The organism is Barnesiella sp. WM24, assembly GCF_004570975.1.
In the GTDB taxonomy this organism is placed as follows: Bacteria; Bacteroidota; Bacteroidia; order Bacteroidales; family Muribaculaceae; genus Muribaculum.
Window position 1 is genome coordinate 125,831 of sequence record NZ_SPPC01000009.1, and the last position, 15,790, is coordinate 141,620.

The 15,790-nt window shown below is 41.2% G+C and carries 11 protein-coding genes; 3 read left to right on the forward strand and 8 right to left on the reverse strand.

Annotated features, from left to right (window positions below; translation table 11 throughout):
* Window position 1 precedes the first annotated feature (1 nt).
* From E4T81_RS11200 to E4T81_RS11205, 3 genes are all read left to right on the forward strand, one after another.
* Window positions 2-478, forward strand: coding sequence for a PH domain-containing protein (locus tag E4T81_RS11200; protein WP_135044559.1), 477 nt, complete (start codon window positions 2-4; stop codon window positions 476-478).
* Between the two features lie 55 nt (window positions 479-533).
* A complete protein-coding gene (locus E4T81_RS16000; RefSeq protein ID WP_256371515.1) occupies window positions 534-662 on the forward strand; it encodes a hypothetical protein in 129 nt (42 codons plus the stop codon).
* Window positions 663-744: 82 nt separating this feature from the next.
* The gene (locus E4T81_RS11205; protein ID WP_167761860.1) at window positions 745-1,926 is read left to right on the forward strand and encodes a retropepsin-like aspartic protease; all 1,182 of its coding nucleotides are present in this window, start codon (window positions 745-747) and stop codon (window positions 1,924-1,926) included.
* Between the two features lie 159 nt (window positions 1,927-2,085).
* On the opposite strand, the gene E4T81_RS11210 is transcribed toward E4T81_RS11205, so the two are convergent.
* The 8 genes from E4T81_RS11210 to E4T81_RS11245 all read right to left on the reverse strand — a co-directional run bounded on the left by E4T81_RS11210 (window position 2,086) and on the right by E4T81_RS11245 (window position 15,728).
* The gene (locus E4T81_RS11210; protein WP_135044563.1) at window positions 2,086-3,354 is read right to left on the reverse strand and encodes an ATP-binding protein; all 1,269 of its coding nucleotides are present in this window, start codon (window positions 3,352-3,354) and stop codon (window positions 2,086-2,088) included.
* A 178-nt stretch (window positions 3,355-3,532) separates the two neighbouring features.
* On the reverse strand, window positions 3,533-4,780 hold the full coding sequence (locus tag E4T81_RS11215) for a sigma-54 dependent transcriptional regulator (RefSeq protein WP_135044565.1): 1,248 nt from the start codon (window positions 4,778-4,780) through the stop codon (window positions 3,533-3,535).
* Between the two features lie 65 nt (window positions 4,781-4,845).
* The gene (locus E4T81_RS11220) at window positions 4,846-6,954 is read right to left on the reverse strand and encodes a glycoside hydrolase family 97 protein (protein WP_135044567.1); all 2,109 of its coding nucleotides are present in this window, start codon (window positions 6,952-6,954) and stop codon (window positions 4,846-4,848) included.
* 118 nt (window positions 6,955-7,072) lie between these two features.
* Entirely contained in the window at window positions 7,073-8,008 is a 936-nt protein-coding gene (locus tag E4T81_RS11225; RefSeq protein ID WP_135044569.1) for a hypothetical protein, read from the reverse strand.
* A 57-nt stretch (window positions 8,009-8,065) separates the two neighbouring features.
* Complete coding sequence (locus tag E4T81_RS11230; protein WP_167761863.1) at window positions 8,066-9,490, reverse strand: cellulase family glycosylhydrolase; 1,425 nt, start codon at window positions 9,488-9,490, stop codon at window positions 8,066-8,068.
* 4 nt (window positions 9,491-9,494) lie between these two features.
* Window positions 9,495-10,961 (reverse strand): glycan-binding surface protein, encoded by a 1,467-nt coding sequence (locus E4T81_RS11235; RefSeq protein WP_209308187.1) that lies wholly within the window; start codon window positions 10,959-10,961, stop codon window positions 9,495-9,497.
* 17 nt (window positions 10,962-10,978) lie between these two features.
* A complete protein-coding gene (locus E4T81_RS11240) occupies window positions 10,979-12,583 on the reverse strand; it encodes a RagB/SusD family nutrient uptake outer membrane protein (protein ID WP_135044575.1) in 1,605 nt (534 codons plus the stop codon).
* Window positions 12,584-12,596: 13 nt separating this feature from the next.
* Complete coding sequence (locus E4T81_RS11245) at window positions 12,597-15,728, reverse strand: TonB-dependent receptor (protein WP_135044577.1); 3,132 nt, start codon at window positions 15,726-15,728, stop codon at window positions 12,597-12,599.
* Window positions 15,729-15,790: the final 62 nt, after the last annotated feature.

Below are 15,790 nucleotides of genomic sequence, written 5' to 3' on the forward strand. Positions count from 1 at the left end.
TATGAAATCAAAAATTTCTTATAGCCGTTTTGCGACAATATTAACAGTAATCGTATTAGGACTATTGTTCATTGGCTGCATTGTTACTATACATGAAAAACCTGCTTTTTTCATGCTATTGGTAATATACCTCATATTGTTAGTTTCATCATTATTCTATGGTGCGTCATACATAAAGGCTGATAACAACAATATTATTATGGGAAGTATTCTTAAATGCAGAAAAATTTCGATGCAAAATTTAGAAAGTATTGAACTATTTCAACCTACGATGGGTGCAATAAGAATTTTTGCTTCCGGTGGTTTTATGGGGTACTGGGGTATCTTTCGTGAGAGTGACATCGGCAGATACTATGCTTTTTATGGCAAAGCCTCGGATTGTTTTCTCGTTCGCATGAAGAATGGTGACAAATATGTTCTTGGCTGCGATAATCCAGATAAAATGGTAGATTATATCAATTCTCACATAGTGAAATAAGCGTCTTTTCGCTCACCTCATAAGGTCCATAACTTCGCTGAAATATCAACAAGTTATGGACTTCTCTTTTTCCGACCTCAATATCAACTCGGTTGTTATCGACAACGTCGCTATGCTTCCAAGCATAGAAAACCTGCTCGGCTTCGAGGCTCGTGCAGTGTTTTTCCTCCGGCGAGTGCCGTAAGATACGCGACTGCTGCATCTTCAAAATCAATGATCTCGAAGTTTTCCTGTAAATCTCAACTTCTCAACAAATGTTGAGAGCTATGCCGCAAGAAATTCGTATCTTTGCGCCAAAATTCACAACCGCTATGCGAAAGATATTTCTCTCCATAATAATCGCCTTTTGTGGATTGGCGTGTACCGCACAATCCATAGACGAACGCATTGCCAATGCAATGAATACTGGCGATTGGATTGCATTGGATTCCATTTACAATGCAGCTCCCAAGGACTCCATTATGCCATTTCTTGAAGTTTATTCTCGTGCTCTTATCGGAAATCGATTGAACCGCCCTGATGTTTCAATCCCGGCTTTTGGTGAACTCTTGAATAACCACTCTACAAATCTTGATTTAAGCAATCTACTCAATTCCTCTGTCATGCTGTCAATGGATTTGAGCAAAGTCGGTCAAAATGATAAAGCAGCAGAAGTGATTACTTCCGTTCTTGATGCCACGAAGCAATATCTTGACAGCGCGGCAATAGCCGGCATGCAACGCTATATCGACCAATACGTTGCGTTGTCGGCATATAATCCCTATGACATTTCATTCACCGACCAACAGGGCTACATCCCTTTCAAAATTGTTCAAGTTGGTAATCCCCAAAAGGAAGCGTTTTTGATGCAACTTGATGGTAGCAGCATCAATGGCAAAAGTGCCACAATATCTTTCGATACCGGCGCCGGGGTCAACATAATTTCCGATTCATTGGCTCGCCACTACGACCTCATTCCGATTAACGCCGGAAATTCAGTGTTAGGTATAGGTCGCCGCAATGGGCAATTAGCAATAGCGAAAGAATTAAAAGTCGGAAATATTGTAATTCGTGACGTGCCATTCCTCATTGTTGACCTCACACTTGATAATGAAGAAGCAAACCAGTACATCAATTGTTTCAGCGTGGTTTTAGGTAGCGACCTTATGTTGCGCCTGAATGACCTTACTATTGACTTCTCTAAACGTCAGATAACCGTACCCTCTATTGCTCCGACAAGAAGTGGAGTTAAAGCAAATATGTATTTTTCTCCTCAAATGAATCTGATAACAAATGGGGAAATACATAATCAGCAAATGCAGATTTGCATAGATACAGGTGATGCCTCTTTCGGGTCATTGAACGGTGATTTTTTTAAGGTTAATAAGGATTATGTTCTTGCGAACGCGCAACCGGATACTGTCCGTATGGCTGGTATCGGAGGAGCCGAGGTTTATCGTTGTAACTAAGTAGTATTCAGAATATTGTAATGCCACGCTTTCCGTTGTTCACGAATTGCACACGGCATTATTTCAATGTTCTTACCCATTATTCTATTGGGGGCAATACAAAATTAGTGGTTTTTAGGCGTTATTCCTAATTCTGCTTATTAAAATTTGTTGACCGCATTATAGCCATTCATCTTTCAACAGGAAATCAAATAAGCCTGTGAAATATATACCATTGTCATCGGTATAAGGCATTATCTCGTCGCCGACAACCACAATCTTCTTGAATGAATCGGAGATCTTCAGGAGAGATGCGAGCTCCTGCTCCCGCTTTTCTTCGGACGGTATCGAGTACACGGACTGAATATAATACTTCCGGCTTCCTTTGTTAGCGATGAAGTCTATTTCGCGCTGTGAATATGACATTTTGCCGTCTTTCATTTCACGGCTTTCCACTATGCCCACATCTACAAGATAACCGAGAACGCGCAGATGATTATATAGAACGTTCTCCATTATATGCGTCGGCTCCTGCTGACGAAAATTCAACCTTGCGTTTCTCAGACCGATATCAATGCAGTAGTATTTCTTATTGGTTTCATAATAACGCCTGCCCTTGACATCGTATCTCTCCGCGCTTTCAAACAGGAAGGCATTTTCAAGATAGTCAATATAAGACGATACTGTTTTGGAATCGATCTTCATCTTTTGCACCGATTCGAGGGTATTGGCTATGCGTGCAGGATTGGTGAGCGAGCCAATGGAACTACATAACGAGGTGGCAAGTCGAGAAACGGCAAGTTCATTTCTTACTTTGTTTCTCTCTACCACATCATCGATATAGGTCTTATCCCACAAGTTTTGAAGATAATTTATTTTCTGCTCATCATCAGTGTAGTGGATAAGACGAGGCATCCCACCAAAAGTTGAGTACACTTTCCATGCTTCACGAACGTCATTGTGTAACGCCTGATAAAACTCCCTGAATGACAAAGGGAACACCCGGATTTCATCCCCCCTGCCACGGAATATAGTCCGTATGTCTTTTGACAGGAAACGGGAGTTGCTTCCGGTCACATACACATCTATATTGTCATGACCGTTAAGACCGTTTACGAGTCGCTCAAAATTTTCAAGTTCTTGTATCTCATCAAGAAAGATATAATAATTCTCGGTATCGTTCTTTATAAGTGAGTAGATATGGTTTTTTACAGCCTTTGGATCAAGAATGTCGAAATCATATTTGTCGTCATCCTTGTCAAAGTCCAAAGCAATGATATTTTCAGAAGGTACTCCTTGAGCGGCGAGATAATCCCGGTATATATGACTTAATAGCCATGATTTGCCACACCGACGTGGGCCGGTTATAATTTTTACTTCACCGTTATCCTTTCTGATAATCAGCTTTTTGAGATAAGAATCTCTTGGTATGTATTTGTCGCGATTCATTCCTATTCCGAATTTACTGCAAATTTACAACATTTTCGGAATACAGCCAAATCCTATATGTTAGCTGAAATAAATCTTGTGAGTCTTGTGAGACTCAATATTTTTCAGTAGGTAATATAATTATGTTCGAAGAATATTTTGTAAGTCATAAGTCTGCTTATTAAAAAGTAAAGATGCTTTATTTCAGCCCATATTTCTTGCGTTTGACGTATAAAGTTTTTTGTGATATTCCGAGGAGCGCGGCAGCTTGAATCATATTGCCATTAGTATGTGATATGGCAGCCATGATTTTTGCTTTCTCGTCGTTTTTATCAAGTTTGAAGTTCAGATGTATGTCAGAGATTGGGGTATCAAAATCAAGATTGTCAGTTGTTATCACATCTCCGTGAGATTTAAGCACAGCGACACGGACAACGTGTTTCAGTTCCCGGATATTGCCCGACCATGTATGCAGGCGCATCTCCTTTTGTGCGTTGGTATCAAATCGTCTGATATTCTTATTAAGTTCTTGGTTGTAATGTTTCAGATAGAAATCGGCGAGCAGCATAATGTCTTCCTGACACTCCCGAAGTGGGGGTAAGATAATTGTAAATTCTTTGATCTTGTAGAACAATGCCGAGAGAAAACTCCCGTCTGCCGCCATTTCCGTAATTTCAGGTGAGGCTGTGGCTATTATACGTGGTGTTTGTCTGCTGTTGGCTATGACATGAAGTATTATTGACTGCATATCCTGAGAAAGCTGTTGGATATTATCTAATATAATGGTGCCGCCTTGCGCTTTACGGAACTGATTAGCCACAGCGTCAAGCAATGTTACCGGATGTTTTGTGTCATGTTTCTGTGCGAGATAATGAAATGTCCCACAATCGAGTACGACACATGATCTGTCCCTCTGTTCACTCATATCATAGATTTCCTGTGCCAACGGTTCTTTCCCGACACCATTTTCACCGATAATCAGAACATTCAGACTTGTCGGTGCTACCATATGCGCGGAACTATAAGCACGTAGGCACGCATCGCTCTTACGAGACAGCAGCAATGGAAAATTGTCATTCTCGTTTCTTCCAATCAATGCCTTTACCTTAGGTACAAGCAATTCACTGATAAGCCGTTTGTTGATGTAGTCTCTTGCTCCTGCCCGAAATGAAGCTACGGCATCCGCTACTGTTTCAACATCTGTAATGACGAATACAGAGCATCCGATATCCTTGCTATAAAGCCATCCCATTAAGTCAACCGCATTTCCGTCAGCCAGTTTGAAATCACAGATGACGATATCTCCTCTATGGAACTTCGTCAGATCCTCTTTTGCCATCCCTATACGCAGAGACTGATATATATCTGCCCCAAATCCAGCCAACAGATGTCTGAGTTCATTGGATTCGGATACATTGTCATCAAGTATGAGAATTTGTCTTGCCATTTGGGGCTAAATACGTAAGTAAAGTAATATGACTAAAATACAAGTAAAAATTATCAAAAGATTCTTTAGGGCTGTAAAGGCTTTATTGAAATAGCATATCCTCCGCCATGTGCAGCTTTAATTTTTAGTTTTGTCTTGTGATTTACTGTTTTATTGACTATGGTATATGCTTGTGGGTTGGTTAGATAATCAGCGTCATCGGCATCGGCATATATTGTTGCTTCATATTCTTTGTTTTTATCAAGAAAATCGAATGAAAGAATCGATTCATGGCCGTTTTCATTTGCGACGCATCCTACAAACCAATTTTCCCGACTTTTTGATTTTCTTGCAACAACAATATACTGTCCCGGTTCAGCCTCAAGATAATGGCTTACACTCCAATCAAGATCAACATCTTTTATGAACTGGAAGGCATCATTATATTTTTTATAGATTTCAGGAGAGTCTGCTGCCATCTGGAGTGGACTATACATTGTCACGTATAGTGCAAGTTGTTTCGCAATTGTGCTATTGACATGTGATTTTGATTCTGGATTGACCTTGCTTATATCCATTTCAAATATCCCAGGTGTATAATCCATAGGTCCTCCTTGCAGACGTGTGAAAGGAAGAATTGTTGTATGAGAAGGATTATTACCTTCAAATGCCTCGTATTCAGTACCTCGTGCCGATTCATTTCCGATAAGATTCGGATATGTTCTGCATAGGCCTGTTGGTCTTACTGCCTCATGAGCGTTTACCATTATGTGATGCTTTGCAGCCTCTTTAATCGCATAAATGTAGTGGTTTATCATCCACTGGCTATAATGATGCTCGCCCTTGGGCTGGATATTCCCGACATAACCGCTTTTAACAGAATTATAACCGTATTTATTCATCAATGTGTAGGCTTCGTGTAAATGCCGTTCATAATTAGTTACAGCTCCAGAAGTTTCGTGGTGCATCATGAGCCGGATACCTTTATTTGCTGCATATTCATTCAATCCTGGCAAATCAAAGTCCGGATACGGCGTCATAAAGTCAAATACATAGTCCTTCATTTTACCATGCCAGTCTTCCCATCCGATATTCCATCCTTCTACAAGTACCTGATCAAATCCGTTCTCGCTTGCAAAATCGATATATTTGCGTACATTTTCATTTGTTGCTCCATGTTTTCCATGTGGTTTAGTTTTATTATAATCAGTTAATCCTAATTTAACAGATGGTGTTTCCCAGGTATATGACCATTGTTTTGCATTTGTTATCATATCCCACCATATTCCCATGTATTTTACAGGTTTAATCCATGATGTATCATCGAGAGCACATGGGTCGTTGAGATTCAAAATCAGATTTGACGCAAGTATATCACATGCATTATCTGTTGCCATAATTGTACGCCAAGGTGTGTGACACGGTGTTTGCAATGAGCCTTTGTCTCCTAAGGCATCAGGTGTCAGCCATGATGTGAATGTTAATGTGGTATCGTTAAGATTAAGATGCATGCATGAATAATCCACCAACGCTGCTTCATGAAGATTTATGTATAGCCCGTCGGCAGTTTTCATCTGTATAGAAGTCTGCACTCCTGTCGGGGAGAATGTGGTTTGAGAAAGGTTCTCAGAGATTGAACTTTTCATATGCTCTCTTATCTCTGATAATCTGGATTCGGTATAACTATATTCTTGTGTGTCATAGTCGCCTGGAATCCACCATGCTATATGGTCACCGGCCATGGCAAATTCGGTTCGTTCATCAATAAGTGTAAAATAGATTAATTCACGCTGATCAGGAAATTCATATCTGAAACCGATACCATCATCATAGACCCGGAATCTGATATTCATAAGCCTGGATGTTGTGTTCTGTCGGAGGCAAACGAGCATTTCGTTGTAATTGTTCCGGATTATAGCAGACTCGCCCCAAACAGGAGACCACATTTCATCATAAGTGTTTATATCAATCCGAGTAACTTCAAATGAGTCGGTTAAATGGACATCATCTTTCAGTAAAAATCCCATTCTGCTTTCGAGTATTATCGGTTGAGACAGACGCGAGACTTTATATATAGGTTCTCCTTTTTGATTTATGTCAAAGTTCACACTGATTTTTCCTGATGGAGAAGTTAGTGACTCTGCGATAAGAAATCCTGGAATAATCAATCCAAGAAATACCAATATTTGCCTCATATTATAAATTTAATGTATTTTATATCAAAAAGCATAGTGAACCATATGATTTACGGTTCACTATGCGACCTAAATCAATCTGTGGGAATAAAAAGAATTATACTTTATTGAAAAACATTTATTTAAACATTACCTTAATTACCTTTGAGCCTTGTCGGCGTATATAGATGCCATTTGATGGATTGATGACTTTTACACCTTGCAGATTATAGTATTCAACCGGAGCATTATTGTTATCGTCAGCAACTACATCTGTAATTCCACTGGAGCCTGAAACTGAACGTACCAGCACAAGCTTTGTGATATTGAATCCTTGACCGATTATACGTATAGATCCATCCCAACCGTTGAAGTCACTTGAAGGAAGTTTGTCAATGGCTTCTTGGGTTATGGTATAAGTGTATGAACCGCTTTCGGACAACGGCATATTAGTTCTTGTCCCATCTTCTACAGAACCGATAAATCCGGGAATATTTGTTTTTCCATAGTTGGTGGTCATGGAGAAAGCCGCTTCATCAGAGTTTACTTCATAATCCATGACAATACGCCATCCTGCTTCTGCTGAAGTAATGACCCCACGTCCGAATTCAGTACCCGGCCACCAGTTATTGGTCATATCAATCGGACATTCTGCAAGTGACTCCTCGTCACTGACTGAAAGATACGCTCTGGTTATTGTCACACCTTCACCACAAATTCGTACAGAATTATCGTAGTTGATAGCTCCGTTATCATTCAGCAGTGAAATTGTTTCGCTAGTAATGGTATAGTTATATACACCATCCTCGTTGACATCAAGGTTCATTTCCTTTTCACCTGCTGTTCCGTCAAAATCGGGTAGCTTTGTATTGGAGTAGTTGGTGCAAAGCGTGAAGCTATGTCCCTCCGACGCTTCGTTAATGGTGTATTCAAAAGTGAATACTGTACCCGGCTGTGCTGATGTAAAAGCAGTCTTGTCAAGACATAGACCCGGATACCATCCAGTTTCTCCATTATCAAGTGAAACAGGAGAATCAATCAGAGGCTGCTCAAGAGCTATTGCTGAGAGAGCCATTGTCGCACTTACGGCGACTAACAAAATCTTTTTCATGTTTATTAATATTAAAGAAAGTTACTTATTAGCTGCGTTAAGTATTGCATCTGCCAGATACGGTTCGGAAAAAACCGCATTCTGACGATCAAGAAGTCCCATCCACCAAAGGCATTTTATACCTCGCTTTTTTGCATTGCTTACGACATAATCGGCATAGTTAATTCGCTGCTCCATATTATCTTTATCAGCAGCTCCTAGTTCGCCAAAAATGACAGGTATTCCTTGATTGATAAATCGTGTCGCAACACGATTTATTATGTCATCGACTTCCTTGCGCCCAGATGAAGTAAATTCAATTGCTGTCATATCTTCACTGTCTCCGGCAAATTGCCAAGGACTATACATATGTACTTCTGCAATAATTCTGCGAGGGGTAGGGTCGTCAGGCAGACGCCAAGCATTAAGAGTCCGCTCATTGTGTGTCGCTGCATAAGTCGGGATTGAAAGACAACGCCATTGATTATTGCCTCCGGAAGAACGTACAATGTTGACAAATGTCTGTGCCAAATCATTGACCATCTCATAATTTTCGTCATCTGTGCTATCCCAATTCATGTGTGAATCAAGAATTTCATTAAATGCTCCAAAGATTAATTTTGAATCATAGTTTGCGAATCGTGACGCAATCTGAGTCCACAATTTTGAATACCGCGATATAATGAGGTCTTTTTTTGCAGGATTGGCACAGAGCCAACCAGCTTCACCAACACCAGGCGTACCGGTGTCATGATGCAAATTCAATATACAATACATTCCTTCGTCAATTACATAGTTGACAACCTCCTCAACTCTATTCATCCATTCTTCTTTGATGTTGTCATCATTATCAAGATGCCCCCACCAAGTCACAGGAACACGGATTGCATTAAATCCTCGTTCCTTAAAGGCGTGAATAATTTCACGGGTCGCACGTGGCTGTCCCCAACATGTTTCCCATGCTGCGATGTCATCCGCGTCAAACCAATCGCCCTGAGCATCAAGCGTATTCCCCATATTCCATCCGGCAATAATGTCATTTACAATGGCTGCGGCTGTAGGGGTCCCTGATGAATCCTTTTCGCTTAACTGTACGACATTCAATCTGGAACTCTTTCCTCCTCCTGAAAGAGTTATTACGGCTGTACGCGAGGATGCCTCGGTGTTTTTCTCAATGTCAATTTTTATGTGTACCTGCTTATAAGGTACACTTGGGTCTATTGGAGTCCCTGAATGGTTTGACAGTTTAACCCAGTCGGCATCGCAGTCGAGGGTCCAGTCTACGTTGGCATTGACATCAAACATTGCCGTCACCGGGAAGCATTCCACTTCATAGTCTGTCAGTTCTATGTTTGTGCCAACTTTTGTGAATGTGACATATGGATTATCCACAATCAGATTGTCATCCGTACTGCAACTTACAAAGAAGCAGATGGATAAAAAAACTATTATATATCTTAAATTCATGTTTCTAAGGTTTAACATATAGACGGAAATTATCAAAATAGATATGGAACGTGTGTCCTATATCAGAATGGCGGGTATATACGAGGAAATTGTCTCCTGAACCGGCGAGCGCACACCATTCGCCATAAGTGGAAGCTGTCGTCAAGTCAGAAGCGGGCACTGCGACTGTAAACCATTCTCCGACTGGAGCCTCGCCGGTTATACGGTCGGCAATCGGAGTCTCGCCGTCATCTCTGCCGTGATGATTCAAATCAAGGTAAGTAATACTGAAATGACCGCCATTCTGAACTTCATGCTGAAGATAAACCTCAAAGCGCAATTCGATTTGTGACGTCTGAGTAGCCGCAGGAATTGTTGTCGGGTAGGTCATGCTGTTATAGTTGGCATTTCCCCACCACCAACCGACCTGGCCTTCAAATCCGATATATTCACCTGAGTGGGTGTCAGGAGGCGTTGTCGGAGCTTTATTAAATTTACCGACTGTAGATGTATACCATCCATAACTATGCTGCATCTCATGCCCGTCATAGTCCAGCAACATTAAATCATAGTTGTAGACATCTATTGAAGCACGACCACCCATTGTGCGTAGAGTTAGTTTTCCACCGTGTTCCGGGAGGTGTGGCATAATGAACGTAAGCCTGCTTTGGTCTGGCGATACGGTAATTTCTTCTGCTGGGATGGAAAACTCTCCGCACACATCAATATCAATGACTTCAAGCAAATTTTTACCATAAATTGTAACCTTGCTGCCAAGGATTGGACAGTCGCTTGAAATATCCGTAATCTCAGGCTCTGCAACACCCTTTGCAAAACCATAATAGGCGGTACCGGCGAAAGCTTTAATAACTAAGTAACCCTTGTCGACAATCACATCAGGCGTTGTTGCGATAATATGGTCGCTTGTCTCATTAACTTCCCAGGACTGCATCGGATGCAGAACGACAGTATCCATATCAGTGATATATATATTTTCAATTTCATGAAACAGAGATCCATAAATATCAATCCTCTGTCCCGGCACAACTGCAAATGTGCCATCAGGCAACTCTGTTAATTCAACCTGATAGTAATCAATAACAGGCTCTCCAGCAACCACATGGAAGGAATAGGAACAGGAGCCATGAGTTGTCTCAAGTCTGATTTCATTGTGTATTGACGGATCCTCCCCATATACAGTCAAATCTGCCGGAATCGTTGTTATCAGATGGGTTGTTGTATTGTAATTGGAATTGAAACTTACCTCCTGGTCGTTGATGTATAGCTTTTGGACGTTATTAATATTACGTCCAATAATTACAATCATATTCCCGCGAGTGACAGATGTGAACAGACTGTCAGCTTTTTCTGGATCAGTCACGCGTATTCCGGTTATTTCAGGGGTCCCACCGGACTCACTGTCATCACTGCATGACACAAGAGAACAAGCAATTATGGCGAGTGTCAGCAGAAATAAGTATTTGATTTTCATATGTCGGTATATTTATTTTAATAATATGGTTGCGGCTCAAGGTTGCGGTTGAGGAGAGGGTTCTGGATGACATCTGCCTCAGGATATGGGAGGAACACATTGTCATGATTCATTGTCACGGTAATTTCGGGATATGACCATTGATAATTACCGCTATCTTCATAGAATACCATAGTTCCGTCTGGTTCCTTGTATAGAGGAGCAGCTATTCCTCTCTGCTGTTCATTGAAATAGGCCATCATTTTGTCAGGTTGCCATTTGTACCAGCTTACCATATCCAACCAGTTGACATACTCCATAGCAAATTCAACGCGTCGTTCACGGATAATATCATCAAATGTGATTCTGTCTTTTGCCGGGATTCCAGCACGTTCACGAAGCTTATTAAAATATTCCAGACCCTCGCCTCCTGTAAGTTCCTGCTTGTTGCCAAGACAGGCTTCTGCAAGAGTCAGGTAGCAATCGGCAAGACGGATAAGATAAGTGTTAAGAGGTGAGTTCATTGATTTTACATAGCCGTCATTGTCATCATCGGGACCGCCGATTGCACCTTTCTTTATTTTAGCCCAATTGCCAGTAAATGTATATCCACCATCGGCAATACAGATGTAAGGATAATAGGAACCCTTAGTAAAATAAGTCGCATTACGACGAATTGTATCTGCCCTTTCATATTGCCGAAGCATATCCATAGGAATATTGTCAGATCCTCCCCATACATTTACTCCGCCGGTAATCTCAGTGCCGAAACAAAGATCGGCATAAAGAGTGTTACAATAATACCATGAACCGTTTGGTACCCATTGCAATGCAAGGAGAGATTCCTGATTGTTATTCTGCTTGTATTTGAAAAGATCGGCATAATCATTCAGCAACTGAAGGCCACTGTTAATACATACATCAAGAGCTGTCTGACGTGCAAGTTCAAGATCTGAGTCATTACGTTCAGTGTTTCCCCATCCTGAGCGTGCAAGATATGCCTTGGCAAGAAAGGCTTTTGCGCTCCAGCACGTCGCCCTGCCTTTGGCTGCTGATTCTGGAAGAGCTTCGGAAGCATATTTCAGATCATTTATGATGAATTGAAATATATCTGCTTCAGTATGACGGGGCTGTATCGGGTTGTCAACGATAGTCTGATTGTTTTCAAAAAGTATTACCGGACCCCAAATGCGTAGGAGATAAAAATAAGTGACACCTCTCATAAGCCTTGCTTCTCCCAATGCGGTCTGTTTTGCTTTTTCGCTGACTTCGGAAGTGCACTTGTTTTGCACGGCGTCAATCACGGAGTTACTCATTACGACAACAGAATAAAGGCCTTGCCATGCTTTTACGAGATGACCGTCGAGGGCGGTCACTTGATTCAATCCCCATTGAGGATCCTGATATTTGTTGTAATGCTCATTGGCACGAACACTGCCCACCAAATGAATGGCACGTTCATGATAGTCAAACCAACAGCGGTTATATAGAGGGGCGGTCGCAGCCTCAAGAGCCGCATCACTGACATAGTAGGTCTCCTCAACATAACTCCCTTGCGGCTGTCTGTCAAGAAAATCATCGCTGCACGAGGTCAGCAGTCCGGTAAAAGAAACCGCAATGATTATATATTTAAATATTCTCATGTTACAGATTTTATTAAAAATTAATGTTAAGACCAATTGTGTATATTCGTTGAGTCGGATATCGGGCATGGTCAATACCTCTTAGAAGCACTCCTTGGTTATAAGCTCCGATTTCAGGGTCATAACCGTCGTAACCTGTAATAGTGAACGGATTCTGTATATTCACATAAAATCTCAGTTTTTCAATATAGGCTTTTCTTGACAATTTACTGGGAAGTGTATAGCCAATCACGATGTTCTTTATTCGAAGATAGGAAGCGTCTTCGACAAACCGGTCGCTCACTCGATTATTATTGTTTAAATCGGCTGGCCACACACGTTGTATTGTAGCCGTTGCGGCATTAGTTACATGATAATTGGTAAAATCGTTATCGCCATCAGGATCGATTTTACCTACGACAGCATGGTTTACAACCTCTTTCAATCTGCCTCCGGCGTTAGGGGATGGATTGGCATATTGCTGGCGAACATAGTTGAAAACTTTGTTACCGACTACGGCATGCAGAAATATGCTTGCATCAAAATCGCGCCAAGAGAAATTATTGGTAAAGCCAAGTGTAAATTTGGGCTCCGGGTTGCCAATATATGTACGGTCTTTTTCATCTATAACACCATCATTGTTAAGGTCCTCAAACAAAAAGTCTCCATACCAGACGCTTCCTTCTCCGATAGACTGATCAGTCGGAAGGGCTACAATCTTTTTATTTCCTGTAGCGTCAAGAAGATAATTACCGTCTTTGTCTTTCTGGAAGAAGTCTTCAGGAGTCATAATCATGCCTTTAACCTTATATCCGTAAAATTGAGCTAAAGGCTGTCCTTCCTGTGTGTATGTGTAAGTTGTTCGATTTATATCACCTTGGATGCCTGAAGACTCTGTATTGAGTTTAGTGACTTTATTACGGTTAAGAGAGAATGTCAGGCTTGATGACCACTGAAATGAACGGTTACTGATATTTATAGTATTTAATGTAAACTCAAAGCCTTTGTTAAGCAAAGCTCCAGTATTGATCCAAGGAGCGGTTATTATGTTTTCGCCCCCTTTACCATAATATGGCAACGCAGCTTTCATCAATAGATTATCTGTTTTCTTATAGTACGCATCAACGATGAGTTCCAATCGGTTATTAAATAAAGCCATGTCTATACCTACGTTATATGAATTGGTCTTTTCCCATTTTAGATTGGCATTTGGATAATTCCCTACATGAAAACCGGATCCCCAGATTGTCTCGTCAGAAGTCATTGATGCTCCATATGCGAAATTTCCGGCATTCTGATTTCCAACCAGGCCCCAACCAAGACGAAGTTTCAGCGAGTTTACCGCTTCTATGTCACGAAGAAAACTCTCATTTTTGATTCTCCATGCAAGAGCTACCGATGGGAACCAGCCCCAGCGGTTATTCGGTCCAAAAGCAGATGAACCGTCGGCTCGAAGAGTCGCAGTAATGAGATAACGGTCATCCCACGAATAATTTAATCGTCCGTAATATGACTCAATCGCCCAGTCATTTTTGTTACCAGCATTCTTTGCAGTCAAGGCATCACCAGGATCAAGCTCGGTCACGGAATTGATAAAATAATTATCTCTTTGTCCCCAAAGAGTCTCCCATGTTCCTTGCTGAGCTTCATGTCCGGCCATTACTTGGATGTAATTTCTGCCCAAATCTTTAGTCCAAGTCATATATGTCTTGAATGATGTGTAGGAGCTGTTATTTGCACGTCTTTGGCTTTGTGCTATTTGCGTGTATGTCGGATACTCATATGTGGGTTGATAGTAGTACCAGTTGTTATAGTTAAAATTTCCGCCATACTCTATTCTGAAGTCAAATCCCAATGGTATTATCACATCGGCATAAAGATTATAATTCAGGTCAAGACCTTTATTATAATTCTCTCTCATAAGAGCTTCTGCAACCGGATTGGAAAAATAGATACCGTAATCATTGAGCTCTGCCATACCCCATGAGCCGTCAGGATTTTTTGCAGGAACTTCCGGTAATTGGCTAAGAGCCGTAGTTATTATGCTTGCATTATCAATTGTATTGTTCTGTTTAGTTCGTGATGCGGATAGGTTTGTTCCGACTTTTAGCCAATTGGCGATATTTGTATCAATGTTGGTACGTAGATTAAAACGTTCAAAATCCGAACCTATGGCAATGCCGTCTTGCGACATATATCCCCCAGATATAGCATAGACCGTTTTATCGTTACCGCCGGACACATTGAGCGAATGAGATGTCATTGGAGCAGTGCGGAAGATTTCGTTCTGCCAGTTTGTTCCCTCTCCTAAAATTGAAGGATCAGCAAACTCTTCACGCCATCCCCAACCAAGGACATCACTGCGATGATTCATATATTCAGCATATTCGCGAAGATTCAGGACATCAAGCTGCTTTGGGAGTTTCTGCCATCCGAAATATCCATCATAGCTGACCTTAGTTTTTCCTGACTTACCTTGTTTTGTTGTAATCAGAACGACTCCATTGCTTGCTCTTGAACCGTAGATAGCTGTTGCTGATGCGTCTTTAAGCACTTCCATGCTTTCTATGTCTGATGGGCTGAGTGATGCAAGCGCACTTGAATTTCCATCAGTCTGTCCTGATATAGAGATTCCATCAATCACATATAGTGGCTCATTTCCATTAAGAGAGTTAAGACCTCGTATGCTCACTGAGATTCCCCCGCCGGGAGCTCCGGAGTTGTTAGTGACTGTCACTCCAGCCGCTTTTCCTTGAAGAGCTTGGTCGACAGATGTCGCAATGTTTTTTCTTAATTCATCTCCTGTCACAGAGACAACAGATCCGGTTATATCACTACGTTTCATTGTGCCATAACCGACAACTACAATCTCATCAAGCATTTCAGAATTTTCAGCAAGAGTGATATCATATATTTTTTTACCGCTTGATACTTTAAAGGACTGCTCAATATATCCTATATAAGATACGATTATAGTCGAGCCAATAGTGGTCGACAGGGTGTAATTGCCATTTACATCAGTAGAAATTCCTTTCTGTGAATTCTTTTCCCTGACTGTTGCTCCGATAAGAGGTTCGCCATCGGTGGCAGAAATAACGGAGCCTTCAATCATCACTTGATTCTGCCCCCATGCGATACATGGTACTAACAGCAGACAAAAAGCCATAACAGAGAGATGCCTCCGCCTCAGACATGTTTGTAATGTAGGTTTCTGTATTGTGTTTTGGT